Here is a 13,066-nt window from a genome sequence, read left to right on the forward strand (position 1 = left end):
CAGCGGCAAATCCTTAGACCTTATCCACCACGTTCTTACGGGAACGCGAACGCAGATAGTACGACTGAACATCCTGCAGCGGGTTGCCCTGGTCATCGGTATCGTGGCGGGTCCAGTTACCCTCAGAATCCAGGTGCCAGGTACGCGAAGAATCACTCATGTAGATGGTGAACATGTCACGCAGGTACTTCACGTGGCGCGGATCCTTCACAGGCACGAGCGCCTCAATGCGGCGGTCCAGGTTGCGGTGCATCATATCGGCAGAGCCAATGTAGACAATCGGATCGCCACCGTTCTCAAACGCAAACACGCGCGAATGCTCCAAGAAACGACCCAGCACCGAACGGACGCGAATATTCTCGCTCAGACCCTTAACACCCGGGCGCAGCGCGCAGATACCGCGAACCACCACATCCACCGGCACACCAGCCTGCGAAGCGCGGTACAGCGAATCGATGATGGCCTCATCCACCATGGAGTTGCACTTGAACTGAATCTTCGCCGGACGGCCCGCCTTATGGTTCTCAATCTCCTGATCGATGCACTCAATCAGGCCGCTACGCAGAGTACGCGGAGCCACCAGCAGCGACTGGTAGTTAGTCTTCGGCGCGTAACCAGACAGCTGGTTGAACAGACGCGAAACATCCTCACAGATCTGCTCATCGCAGGTGATGATGCCCAAATCCTCGTAGAAACGAGCCGTGGACGGGTGGTAGTTACCGGTACCAATATGAGCGTAACGACGCAGGTGGTTACCCTCGCGGCGTACCACCAGAGACAGCTTGCAGTGAGTCTTCAGACCCACGATGCCGTACACCACGTGCACGCCAGCGCGCTCCAGCTTACGAGCCCACGAGATGTTGGCTTCCTCATCAAAGCGAGCCTTAATCTCCACCAGCGCCACGACCTGCTTGCCAGCCTCAGCCGCCTCAATCAGCGCATCCACGATGGGGGAATCGCCACTGGTACGGTACAGGGTCTGCTTAATCGCCTGAACACGCGGGTCGGCGGCAGCCTGCGCCAAGAACGCCTGCACACTGGTCGCAAACGAATCGTACGGGTGGTGCAGTAGCACGTCGTGGTCGCGGGCGGCAGCAAAAACATCCGCAGCCTTCGCGGTCTCGGTGGCGTTGAGCCAACGGGAAGTGTGCGCAATGTGCTTGGGGTAGTGCAGAGCCGGGCGGTTCGCACGAACAATCGCACTCATACCGCGCAAATCCAGCGGAGCCGGCAGGCGGTACACCTCAGACTCATCAATGTTCAGCTCAGAAATCAGCAGATCCAGGATGGTCGGGTTGATGGTGTCCTCAACCTCCAGACGGACCGGCGGACCGAAACGACGGCGCAGAAGCTCCTTCTCCAGAGCCTTCAGCAGGTTCTCTGCGTCGTCCTCTTCCACCTCAAGATCCTCGTTACGGGTCACGCGGAAGACGTGGTGCTCCACAACCTCCATGCCCGGGAAGAGAGTGTCCAGGTGCTCAGCAATGATGTCTTCCAGAGCAATGTAGCGGCTCTCACGGCCCGCAGTGTTGGCGGCGCGGGAACCATCCACAGAGACCATACGGTCCAGCTGATCGGGCACCTTCACGCGAGCGAACAGCTCCTTGCCGGTCTGCGGGTTACGCACCAGCACCGCAAGGTTCAGCGACAGACCCGAAATGTACGGGAAGGGGTGCGCCGGGTCAACAGCCAGAGGAGTCAGAATCGGGAAAATATCGCGCATGAACTCCTCGCGCAGACGCTGCTTAGCGTCCGTATCCAGGTCGTTCCAACCCACAATGCGGATGTTCTGCTCCTCCAGAGCCGGAAGAACCTGGTTGTGGAACACATCAGCGTGGCGAGTCTGCAACTGGTGCGCGCGCTCAGCAATCTCTTCCATCTGCTCTTCGGGGCTCAGACCTGCCGCCGAAGGCACCGCCAGACCGGTCGCAATGCGGCGCTTCAGACCCGCCACACGCACCATGAAGAACTCATCCAGGTTAGACGCCACAATCGACAGGAAGTTCAGACGCTCCAGCAGGAACAGGTTCGGGTCCTCCGCCAGCTCCAGCACGCGGGTGTTGAAGTCCAGCCAGCTGCTCTCACGGTCGAAGAAACGCTCCGGGCCGAACTCCTCTTCCAGACTGAAGTAGGAGCGCTTCTCGCCCTTCTCAATGCGGTCGCCGCGAGACTCGGCACGCTCAATCTTCGAAATATCGTGGCCGATATGAATGACACCGGTCATGGGTGCCGGCTCAGACGGCTTAGGCTTAGGCGCCTTATTCAGGCCATTGGGGGCGGGTACCATACTGTACTTGCCTTTCTAATCGGGGATAAGTCGTGAAGAAGCACGCCAACTGTGGCGCACCAAAAACTAGGCGGCAGGCACGTCCTGCTGGGCGGGGGCGTACATGCGGTCAACCGTCGCCACGCCGAAACCCAACGAAGTGTAGAGGGAATATGCGGTGGTGTTATCGGCGTCCACGTACAGGTCGATGGCGCGCAGCGGCTCGCCGTTCTCGTCCTCAGCGCATGCCAGGTATGCCAGCGCGCGCAGGGTGAGGGTTCGGCCCAGGCCGCCTCCCTGAGCCTGCGGGTTCACACCCACCACATAGATCTCGCCGGAGGGGGACAGCTCGCCCTGCTCCTGGCCGGTCGGAATCTTCGTCCAGGTGAATGCCGCAATGGCGGAGTCATCATCCACCTCGGAGGCGATGAAGAAACCTTCGGGACGGAACCAGGGGGAGCCGGTGCGCTCGCGCAAATCGGCAAGGGTGAGCTTGCCCTGCTCCGGGTGGTGCGCAAACGCTGCGGCATTCACGCGCAGCCATGGGAACTCGTCCGCGCCGGTGAAGGTGCGCATCCGCAGGTTCTCCGGCAGAGTGCGCGCGTCGGAGCGTTCCACGAGCTCTTCGCGGGTCTGAGCGTCCAAAGGCAGAACCATCTTGTACAGCACGCGCACCGGCTCGAAGCCGTGCAGGGTAGCGAACGCGTGGGCGGGGCTTTCAATGCCGGTGTCGGTAGCGCTGCCGTGAACCCAGAGTCGGTATCGTACAGCGTCTTCACCCAGCTGTCGGACGGCGTGGTCGAAGAATGCGCTGCCGGCGCCTCGTCCGCGGTATTCGGGGGCGACGGCTGCCTCAATTACGCCGGTGTCTTCGTCGTTTGCCGGGGTGAGCGCCACAAAGACGGCGGCGAGGGTGCCGTCGTCCTCGGCGACAAAGAAACGCGGAGGGGTGAGGGTGCTTTCGCGCAATGCCTTGCTCAGCTCAACGCGGGTCTGCTCAGAGAACGCCGAGACGCCGTCATGGCGGGCAACCTTCTGCGCAAAGGAATCGAATCGTTCCAGCAGGTCTTCGGTGAGCTGCGGTTCCGCGTAGACAAGGGAGCTTTCAACGGGCAGGGTGGAGGGATTGGGTGTCTGACTGTGTACCATCATCGCCTTCTTTCGTAGCCTTCTGATTCAACTCTACCGGGGATAGTTGCTCTTTGGAGAGTTTGTTCTCCGTCCTGGGCGAATATGACAAGAACCGGAACATTTACGCATTCTGGTACTTGGCGCAGCACCGGGGCAACTCGCAGAGCGGGTACACCAAAACAGGGGTTGGAGCCCCAAAATTTAGCGGGTGCTGTTGAAGGAATAGCCCACGTTACGCACGGTCGAAATCATCTGCTCGTACTCGGTACCGAGCTTGGAACGCAGACGGCGCACGTGCACGTCCACGGTTCGGGTGCCGCCGTAGTAGGAGTCGTAACCCCACACTTCGGAGAGCAACTGGGCGCGGGAGAAGACCCGTCCGGGGTGCTGAGCCATGAATTTGAGCAACTCAAACTCTTTGAAGGTCAGGTTCAGTGCGGTACCGGAAAGATGCGCCGAATATGCTTGCGTGTCAATCACGAGGTTGCCTGCGCGCACCACTCGTTCCTGCTGGTTTTCTTCTTCGGTGGTTGCTTCCCTTTTGATGGCGAGGCGCAGGCGCGCATCCAGCTCGGAAGGGGAGGCCTGGTCAGAGACAATATCGTCCACCTGCCAGGAGGCGGCAACAGCCGCCATGCCGCCTTCATTCAGGAGCGCGATGAGCGGCAGTTGCACACCTGCGGCGCGCAGTAGCTGGGCGCAGTGGCGTGCTTTAACGAGGGCGGTGCGGGCATCGACCATGAGCAGGTCGAATGTCTCGGTTTCGAGAGCTGTATGGGCGGTGTCGAGGGGGAAAACGTGTACCTTGTGGCTGAGTAGACTCAGCGAGGGAATCATATCCTGCGCGGCGGTATCGCTCAGAAGCGCAATACGGTACACACCCTCTCCTTTCCCGGTAAAATATTAGGCTCTTTCTAGTGTACTCGCCCGCCTATGGTGCAGCTGTGGAGGCGGTAAAGAGCAGATGCAGATATCGTATACCGGACTGTTTACTTGCCCGTCTGCGCAGGTCGCTGCCGATAGCTCTGTCCAGGATGTTTTTAGCACCGATTCTGCGCCCTTTCGGGGTGGGTCTGTGGTAGGTTTAAGGCATGGAAAACAATCTTATGGCTCTTGAAGCTCTCTTCATGTCGCTGATGGCTATTATCTCCGTGTGCATCGGTATCGGTGCATTCGCAGTGTTGCGTGGCCTCTTCAGCGGTCAGAAGTAGTCTTCCCCGCACAGAGCAGAAGCATCGCCCACACAGGGCTTTAGGCGGTCGTACGGTTCGTACCGCCTCGCCAATGACGGCGTGAACCCCCACCCGGTCCCCTCCGGTTGGGGGTTTTCTTTATGCTGCCCGCCGTACCATTTACTCTGCAGGAGGCGGTGCTACCCCGTGCCGTGAGCGAACGAATAGGGTGCCGTTTTTACGCTCGGGTACTAAAATGGGAGGTATGGCTATTGAAATCCCTACCAACCTAACCCCTGAACTTGTTCCCTTCGCATGGCTGCTCGGCACCTGGGAAGGTACCGGAACCATGTGGTACGAAGGCCAGGAAAACACCCCCTTCGGCCAGATTATTACTTTTGAGCAGGATGGTCTGCCCTTCATCGAATACCGCGCTGAGTCTTTCCTGCTCGATGACGAGGGTCAGAAGCTGCGCCCCATCACCGTTGAAACCGGTTTCTGGCAGATTGACCGCCCCCTGACCGACGCTGACGGCGGCTTCGGCATTGTCCCCAAAGACGTTGTTCCCGCCTTCGCTGACGCGGCAAGTGTAGAGACTCTCCGCAATGCCGACGACGGATTCTCCCTGCTGGCGACCATTGCGCACCCCGGCGGCATTAGCGAAAACTACGTGGGCATGGTCAAGGGCCCGGTTATTCGCATGCAGACCGGCAACCTACTGCGCGATGATATTTCCCACGACTACGCAGGCTCCGTGCGTCTGTGGGGCCTGGTCAACGGCAACCTCATGTGGGACTGGGAGGTCGCAGACGCTGAGGGTAAGCTGCACAAGCACGCCTCCGCTGAACTGCGCAAGACCTCCTCGATGACCGGCGATTCCCTGGGAACCTCGATGTTCGGTTCCCTGGACGGCGAAGAGCCCACCGGCGAGCCCGACTCCGAGCCCACCGCCTAATAACTAACTTGTGTCTGCCCCGCCGGTCGGCGGGGCAGACTCTTTGCGTGAAAGGTGCACCTTCCGTGACTGAATCTTCGCTTGAAGCGCCTCAGGCTGAGGTACCCCAGCCCGATGCCGCCCGCCCGGTGAGCCCCCTGCTGAGCCTGCACGGCGCTTTTGCCGCCTCCGGGCTGGATGCCGGCGTCGCCGCACACTACGGCAACCCCATGCTGGAGCAACGCGCCCTCAGCTTCGACCGCTCCGCCAGCGCGGATGAGCCGCTAGTGCTGGTGGACCGCTCCTCCCTGGGTGTAGTGCGTGTTGAGGGGCCGGACCGCCAGACCTGGCTGACCTCCATTGCCTCGCAGATTCTGACCGGCATGACCGCCGGGGAGAGCCGCGAGTTCCTGCTGCTTTCCCCTCAGGGCCGCGTGGAGTACGCACCCGCCGCAATTGAAGACGGCGAGGCACTCTGGCTGATCGTGGAAGGCTACCAGGCACAGCCGCTGACCGATTACCTAAACCGCATGAAGTTCATGATGCGCGTTGAGGTGCAGAACCTCAGCGACGAGTACGCGGTACTGGAGAGCGCCCGCAACCCGATCCAGCAGGACGGCTCGGTGCATCCGGCACTCGCTGAGTGCAAGCCGCTGGTGTGGGAGGACCCTTGGCACACTCCGGCACCGGGTAGCTACCGCTACGATGAGGCGGGCGATGCTCACCCGGGTGCGGACTACGTGCGTTTCTTGAGCATCGTGCCGCGCTCTGTTCTGCCCGCCCTGGCTGAATCTTCGGACGCGCGTTTTGCGGGTCTGTGGGCTGCGGAGGCTCTGCGTATTGAGGCGTGGCGCCCCCGCTATGGCACCGAGGCTGACGATAAGACCATCCCGCAGGAGCTGGATTACACCCGTACGGCGGTGCATTTTGATAAGGGCTGCTACAAGGGGCAGGAGACGGTGGCTCGTGTGCATAACCTGGGCCGCCCGCCGCGCCGCCTGGTGTTCTTGGATATTGACGGTTCGGAGCACACCCTGCCGGCGGCAGGTAGTGAGCTGTTCGTGGAGGGCAAGTCCCGCCCGGTCGGTCGTATTACCTCAGTGGCGTTGCATCACGAGGCGGGCCCGATTGCTCTGGCTGTGATTAAACGCGGCGTTGACCCGCAGGCGCCTTTGCGTGCGGTTGATGGCGGCGATTTCCTGCCCGATGGTTCGCCGGCGCCGGCGACCGAGTACGCGGTGGCTCAGACGACGGTGGTTTCGCCGGAGTCCGGTGAGGTGGCGCGTCGTTCTTTGGCGGGTCAGGACTTCCTGAAGCGCTAGGCGCTCCCCGACCCAAAACCGCCTGAACTAGAACCCATCCCAACTAGAACCGCGGAGGCGGACACTCGTTGCGAGTGCCCGCCTCCGCGGTTTTAGTATGAGTGCTCAGCGAGCTTGCTGAGCTTGCTGAGCTTGCGGGGTTTAGCGGCCGAAGAGGACGGCTGCTTCTTCCCAACGTTCCTGAGGTACGGACTTCAGACCGTCCAGTGCCTCTTCAAGGGGTACGTACTTGATCTCGGTGCCCTGAACGGAGACCATCTTGCCCCACTGCTTCTGAGCGACCATGTCGACTGCGCCCATGCCCAGGCGGGTTGCGAGCACGCGGTCGTAGCCGGTGGGTGCGCCACCGCGCTGGATGTGGCCCAGGATGGTGTTACGGGTTTCGACGCCGGTCATCTTCTCGATTTCGTGGGTGATGTACTCACCGATACCACCGAGGCGGGGACGACCGTCCTTCTCGGTACCCTTGTTTGCCATGACGTCGTCGAAGCCTTCGGGGATGAAGCCTTCAGCCACAACAACCAGGGGAGAGCGGCCGCGGTCGTGTACTTCCTTGACCCACTCTGCAACCTGCTCCATGGAGACCTTGACCTCGGGGATCAGGATTGCGTGTGCACCTGCAGCCATACCGGAGTGCAGGGCGATCCAACCGACGTGGCGGCCCATGACCTCTGCGACCATGCAGCGGTGGTGCGATTCACCGGTGGTGCGGATGCGGTCCATTGCCTCGGTTGCGATGGACACTGCGGTGTCGAAGCCGAAGGTGTAGTCGGTTGCGCGCAAATCGTTGTCGATGGTCTTGGGAACACCGATGACGGGCAGGCCTGCGTCTGCCAGGCGCTTTGCGCCTGCGAGGGTGCCTTCACCGCCGATAGCAACGATTGCGTCGATGCCGTGGCGTTCCATCATGATTTCGATGTTTTCGGGGCCACCGTTGGGGCCGTCGAAGGGGTTGGTGCGGGAGGTGCCGATGATGGTGCCGCCCTGGGCTGCCAGGCCGCGGACCTTCTGACGGGGCAGATCCATGTAGTCGCCTTCAACGACGCCGCGCCAGCCATCACGGAAGCCGACGAACTCGTAGCCGTACTTCTTGACGCCGTTGAGGACAGCGCCGCGGATGACAGCGTTCAGGCCGGGGCAGTCGCCGCCGGAAGTAAGCAGACCGATCTTCATAGTTGGCTCCTAATGTCTGCGCGTTTTAGGTGTTGTGCGCGCGTGTATATAACTATGACCTCCACGAATTCGGCACGCGAATGTTCGCCGGTCGGGAGGTCGTTCTCTTGGTCTCTATTTTAGCGATGTTTGGGTTGTGTGGGTAGTGGTGGAAAGCCGTGGGAACGCCTGTTTTGGTGCTGAAAAGTTCAGGTTTTTAGTACCTGTATGTTTGGGTTTGAAACACAAATAGCCGCCCTTTCCCACCTATGGCACCGAAGAGGCGAATGAGGCTTCCTCACATCTGTAAAGATGCGGGAAGCCTCATTCGTTTTAAAAATATTTTTAAATATTTGTGGGATTCTCCGTTTTTAGGACAAAAAACGGTCAATAGTCCTGTGATTGATCGTTTCACACCGGTTTATCCCACGTCTGAACCGCTTCCCACGGGGGAGTTGCAGGTTCAGCAGGCGCGCTCAGAGGGGGACGGAACTAGTCGCGTGCCTGACCGAGGAACTTCTGCAGACGCGCCAGGCCCTCTGCCAAATCCTCATCGCTCAGGGCGTAGGAGAGGCGCAGGTAACCGCTGGGGCCGAATGCCTCGCCGGGAACCACTGCGACCTCGGCCTTTTCGAGGATGAGCTCGGCGAGCTCTGCGGTGGTCTGCGGGCGTACGCCTTCAATTTCCTTGCCGAGCAGTTCGCGTACGTCCGGGTATGCGTAGAACGCACCGGTGGGTACGGGGCAGTGCACGCCTTCAATAGCGTTCAGGCCATCTACGATGGTGCGGCGGCGGCGGTCGAAGGCGGCGTGCATGATTTCCACGTCCTCCTGCGGACCGGTCAGAGCGGCAAGGGCTGCGCGCTGGGCGATGTTGTTGACGTTGGAGGTCATGTGGGACTGCAGGTTGGAGGCTGCGGCGATGACGTCGCGCGGGCCAATCATCCAGCCTACACGCCAACCGGTCATGGCGTAGGTCTTTGCCACGCCGTTGAGGATGACGCACAGGTCAGCGAGCTCGGGTACTGCCTTCAGGATGGAGACTGCCTGAACACCGTCATAGGTGAGGTGCTCGTAGATTTCGTCGGTCAGAACGAAAATGCCCTTGGACAGAGCCCATTCGCCGATGGCGCGGGTTTCCTCTTCGGTGTAGACGGCACCGGTCGGGTTGGAGGGGGAGACGAAGATGAGCGCCTTGGTGGCGGGGGTGTAGGCCGCTTCGAGCTGCTCGACGGTGACCTTGTAGTGCTGGTCGCTACCGGCGAAAACCTCGATAGGGTTACCGCCAGCCAGGCGAATGCACTCGGGGTAGGTGGTCCAGTAGGGTGCGGGCAGCAGGACGTCGTCGCCTTCGTCAATGACGGTTGCGAATGCCTGGTAGACCGCCTGCTTGCCGCCGTTGGTGATGACAACCTGGGAGGGGTCAATCTCTACGCCGGAGTCGCGCAGGGTCTTTTCCGCGATTGCCTTCTTCAGCTCGGGAAGACCGGAGGCGGGGGAGTAGCGGAAGTTCTTGGGGTCGTTGAGCGCTTCGCGTGCGGCGTCCACAATGTGCGCGGGGGTGGGGAAGTCCGGTTCGCCTGCGCCGAAACCGATGACGGGGCGTCCCTGAGCCTTGAGTGCTTTTGCCTTTGCGTCGACGGCAAGGGTTGCGGAGGGTGCGATGGCACCGATGCGGCTTGAAATACGCGCCATGGGGCTCTCTTCTCTTTCTTCTTGTGCGCTGCCGGCGTGAAGTCGACAAGGAAATAGGTGATGGGAATGCACGTGTGGGACCAATCCGCGCGTGATGGGCGCGGGTGTGTGCGGCGTTCCTTGTAATAGGATACGGTCCACTAGTAGCGATACGGAACCCTTCGTCAAGGTATCTCAAGAGGTTTTTCGAAAAATATTACATTTTGAAGTTGCATCAGCCCCGAAAGATGGTTTACAGTTAGTTCTGCACCCGCAAGGGTGTAATTGTTTGCCCCTCTAAAGCCACGGCTTAGGAGGCAGTGGAGGAGTAGACAAGTGAGAAGCAACTCTCACACCTGAAGTTAACGCTTCAAAGGGTGGTGGCTCAATTGGTAGAGCAGCGGTCTCCAAAACCGCAGGTTGCAGGTTCGAGTCCTGTCCGCCCTGCTTTTATTGCCTCAATAAATAATTTGTACGCCCGCACCCCGGGCGTACTTTTTTAGACTCAGAAAGGGGCAGAAGAAATGGCATCGTCTGCTACCGCCGAGAAGGTTGTTAAGCCCGGCGCATCGTCGAAGAGCGATAAGAAGCTCGGTTTCTTCGGCCGTATTTTTGCATTCCTCCGTGAAGTTTTTGCGGAGTTGAAGAAGGTTACTACTCCCACCGGACGTGAACTGGTTGGTTACTTCTTCGGAGTTCTGTTCTTCGTCGTGGTGATGCTCCTTCTTATTTCTGGTCTGGATTATCTTTTCGGCCAGGGAGCATTCTGGATTTTCGGTAACGGAACCATTCAGCGTAACTAGTACAGGCTGCATCCTTATCTGGGGTGCCCCATCAGTGATTTCCCTCAGCGCATTGGCGAGTGGGAGTCCCCTCTAGATGATTAACGATAGAAAGTAGGAGCGACGTGTCCGAGCAGGAACTGGTATCCGAGATTGAAGAGGTCGAGGTAGCCGCTGCTGAGGCTACTGAGGAGTCTGCGGCTATTGAGCAGCAGGCTGAGGAAGCTACCGAGGCTGTCGAGGTGGCTGAAGCAGCTGCTGAGGCTGCTGAGGAAGTCGACGCTCTGGAAGAATTCAAGTCCAAGCTGCGCCGTCAGATGGGCGACTGGTATGTGGTTCACACCTACTCTGGTTACGAGAACAAGGTGAAGACCGGTATCGAGACCCGTATCCAGAACCTGGAAGCTGAAGATGAGATCTTCGAGGTTCAGGTTCCCATGGAGACCGTGGTTGAGTTCAAGAACACCGTGAAGAAGACCATCCGCCGCGTGCGTGTTCCCGGTTACGTTCTGGTTCGTATGGAACTGACCGACCACTCGTGGGGCGTTGTCCGCCACACCCCCGGTGTGACTGGCTTCGTGGGTCAGGATGCGTACAACCCGGTCCCGCTGCGCATGGACGAGGTCTTCGACATGCTCCTGCCGGTCTTCGAAGAGCAGCAGCAGAGCCAGGGCCTGCCCGTTTCCAAGCCCGTTATCGAGTCCGACTACACTGTGGGTGAGAACGTCCGCGTGAAGTCCGGTGCTTTCGAGGGCATGGACGCTACCGTTTCGGAGATCAAGGGCGAGTCCCAGCAGATTGTCGTGATGATTTCCGTCTTCGGCCGCGATACCCCGGTGACCTTGAGCTTCACCGAGATCGAAAAGATTTAACGTTTTTAGCGTGTGAATATGAGCCTCGCACTTCGGTGCGGGGCTCATATTTTGTAGTGACTGTGTAGCCGGCGGTGGCTGTGTGGGTGAGGTTTACTCTTTCTGCTAGCTGGCGCTGGATTAAGTCGCTGATTAACGCTAGAATGTTGGTTTGTGTATGCGCATGTCACGCTTTCATGCGGATGCACGGGTGACCGCGCCACGGTCACCGTCTTGCCGGCGTACGCTCCTGTGCGTCGGTTCCCAGCTAAGAAAAGGACCCTACATTGGCTCCCAAGAAGAAGGTCACTGGCCTCATCAAGCTGCAGATCCAGGCAGGCGCCGCTAACCCGGCTCCCCCCGTCGGCCCCGCACTGGGCTCGCACGGTGTGAACATCATGGAGTTCTGCAAGGCATACAACGCTGCAACCGAGTCGCAGCGCGGTAACATCATCCCCGTTGAGATTACCGTCTACGAGGATCGCTCCTTCACCTTCATCACCAAGACTCCTCCGGCTTCCCAGCTGATCAAGAAGGCTGCTGGCGTTGCTAAGGGCTCCGCTGTTCCTCACACCACCAAGGTTGGTTCGCTGACCGAGGCTCAGGTGCGCGAGATCGCTGAGACCAAGATGCCCGACCTGAACGCAAACGACCTGGATGCTGCTTCCAAGATCATCGCAGGTACCGCTCGTTCCATGGGTATCACCGTCGAGTAATTTCGGTTCGCCGAATAGCCGAGTAATCGGCACCGTAGATTTTTCTACACAGAACTTGTAAATGCCCGTCGTATGGACGGGATGTGGCAGAGCCGAGCGCGGCTCACGAGACCACAACTGCATAAGGAGAAAAGCAGATGGCAAAGCGCAGCAAGGCGTACAAGGCAGCTGTAGCCAAGATTGAAGAGGGTAAGCTCTACACCCCCGCTGAGGCAGTTGCCCTGGCGAAGGAAACCTCTTCCACCAAGACCGACGCAACCGTTGAGGTTGCAATGCGTCTGTCCGTTGACCCCCGTAAGGCAGACCAGATGGTTCGCGGTACCGTGAACCTGCCCCACGGCACCGGTAAGACCGCTCGCGTGGTCGTTATCGCAGCAGGCCCCAAGGCTGCTGAGGCTGAGGCAGCTGGCGCTGACTACGTTGGTTCCGACGAGCTGATCGCAAAGATCGCTGGCGGCTGGACTGACTTCGACGCAGCGGTTGCAACCCCCGACATGATGGGCAAGGTCGGCCGCCTGGGTAAGATCCTGGGTCCCCGTAACCTGATGCCGAACCCCAAGACCGGTACCGTGACCATGGATGTTGCAAAGGCTGTTGCAGACATCAAGGGCGGTAAGATCGACTTCCGCGTTGACCGTAACTCCAACCTGCACTTCATCATCGGTAAGGCTTCCTTCACCGCTGAGCAGCTCGAGGAGAACTTCCAGGCAGCTCTGGAAGAGGTTAACCGTCTGAAGCCCTCTTCGGCTAAGGGTCGTTACATCTCCAAGGCAACCGTTGCTACCACCTTCGGCCCCGGCATCCCCGTTGATCCGGCTGCCGTTGCTGCCTAAGGTATGCACCTGTAGCTTCTAGCATTTAGCTAGTAGTCGCCCCCGACGTTTAGGCGTCGGGGGCGATTTTTTATAGGATTGAAACGATAGAGCGATTTTTAGCCCCCGGGTTCTGGCTCTGAGTTCTGGCCCCGAATTCTGACTCTAGCTGGCTTTGACGTTATCTCTGCCCGGAGCTTTCGAGACAATATTGGGGTGTCCCCCCCCCCCCCCCCCCCCCCCCCCCCCCCCCC

General features: G+C 59.6%; 11 protein-coding genes and 1 tRNA gene. 7 read left to right on the forward strand and 5 right to left on the reverse strand.

Translation table 11 applies throughout. From position 1 onward, the window contains the following. Nucleotides 1-13: 13 nt before the first annotated feature. From HMPREF2845_RS02025 to HMPREF2845_RS02035, 3 genes are all read right to left on the reverse strand, one after another. Complete coding sequence (locus HMPREF2845_RS02025; RefSeq protein ID WP_083308719.1) at nucleotides 14-2,287, reverse strand: RNA degradosome polyphosphate kinase; 2,274 nt, start codon at nucleotides 2,285-2,287, stop codon at nucleotides 14-16. A 66-nt stretch (nucleotides 2,288-2,353) separates the two neighbouring features. After that, nucleotides 2,354-3,418 carry a mycothiol synthase gene (gene mshD / locus HMPREF2845_RS02030; RefSeq protein ID WP_070633767.1) on the reverse strand — a complete coding sequence of 355 codons (1,065 nt, stop codon included), beginning with the start codon at nucleotides 3,416-3,418 and terminating at the stop codon, nucleotides 2,354-2,356. A 180-nt stretch (nucleotides 3,419-3,598) separates the two neighbouring features. Next, the gene (locus HMPREF2845_RS02035; protein ID WP_080975586.1) at nucleotides 3,599-4,276 is read right to left on the reverse strand and encodes a winged helix-turn-helix transcriptional regulator; all 678 of its coding nucleotides are present in this window, start codon (nucleotides 4,274-4,276) and stop codon (nucleotides 3,599-3,601) included. 558 nt (nucleotides 4,277-4,834) lie between these two features. On the opposite strand from HMPREF2845_RS02035, the gene HMPREF2845_RS02040 reads away from it, so the two are divergent. After that, nucleotides 4,835-5,524, forward strand: coding sequence for a nitrobindin family protein (locus tag HMPREF2845_RS02040; protein ID WP_049356321.1), 690 nt, complete (start codon nucleotides 4,835-4,837; stop codon nucleotides 5,522-5,524). A gap of 65 nt (nucleotides 5,525-5,589) precedes the next feature. After that, nucleotides 5,590-6,825, forward strand: a complete 1,236-nt coding sequence (locus tag HMPREF2845_RS02045; RefSeq protein ID WP_070633768.1) for a CAF17-like 4Fe-4S cluster assembly/insertion protein YgfZ — start codon at nucleotides 5,590-5,592, stop codon at nucleotides 6,823-6,825. Between the two features lie 141 nt (nucleotides 6,826-6,966). On the opposite strand, the gene HMPREF2845_RS02050 is transcribed toward HMPREF2845_RS02045, so the two are convergent. Together HMPREF2845_RS02050 and HMPREF2845_RS02055 are read right to left on the reverse strand one after the other, a co-directional pair. Further along, nucleotides 6,967-7,998, reverse strand: coding sequence for a 6-phosphofructokinase (locus tag HMPREF2845_RS02050; protein ID WP_005504866.1), 1,032 nt, complete (start codon nucleotides 7,996-7,998; stop codon nucleotides 6,967-6,969). Between the two features lie 471 nt (nucleotides 7,999-8,469). Beyond that, a complete protein-coding gene (locus HMPREF2845_RS02055) occupies nucleotides 8,470-9,672 on the reverse strand; it encodes a pyridoxal phosphate-dependent aminotransferase (RefSeq protein ID WP_070633769.1) in 1,203 nt (400 codons plus the stop codon). A gap of 353 nt (nucleotides 9,673-10,025) precedes the next feature. Between HMPREF2845_RS02055 and HMPREF2845_RS02060 the strand changes: the two genes are divergently transcribed. From HMPREF2845_RS02060 to rplA, 5 genes are all read left to right on the forward strand, one after another. Then, nucleotides 10,026-10,098 (forward strand) — tRNA-Trp (locus tag HMPREF2845_RS02060). 77 nt (nucleotides 10,099-10,175) lie between these two features. Beyond that, complete coding sequence (gene secE / locus HMPREF2845_RS02065; protein WP_070506970.1) at nucleotides 10,176-10,454, forward strand: preprotein translocase subunit SecE; 279 nt, start codon at nucleotides 10,176-10,178, stop codon at nucleotides 10,452-10,454. A 104-nt stretch (nucleotides 10,455-10,558) separates the two neighbouring features. Then, nucleotides 10,559-11,305, forward strand: coding sequence for a transcription termination/antitermination protein NusG (nusG, locus tag HMPREF2845_RS02070; protein ID WP_049338063.1), 747 nt, complete (start codon nucleotides 10,559-10,561; stop codon nucleotides 11,303-11,305). Between the two features lie 266 nt (nucleotides 11,306-11,571). Further along, on the forward strand, nucleotides 11,572-12,000 hold the full coding sequence (gene rplK, locus HMPREF2845_RS02075; protein WP_005504870.1) for a 50S ribosomal protein L11: 429 nt from the start codon (nucleotides 11,572-11,574) through the stop codon (nucleotides 11,998-12,000). A 137-nt stretch (nucleotides 12,001-12,137) separates the two neighbouring features. Next, nucleotides 12,138-12,833, forward strand: a complete 696-nt coding sequence (gene rplA / locus HMPREF2845_RS02080; RefSeq protein ID WP_005504876.1) for a 50S ribosomal protein L1 — start codon at nucleotides 12,138-12,140, stop codon at nucleotides 12,831-12,833. The last annotated feature ends 233 nt before the right edge of the window (nucleotides 12,834-13,066 follow it).

The organism is Rothia sp. HMSC065B04 (assembly GCF_001812285.1).
In the GTDB taxonomy this organism is placed as follows: Bacteria; Actinomycetota; Actinomycetes; order Actinomycetales; family Micrococcaceae; genus Rothia; species Rothia mucilaginosa.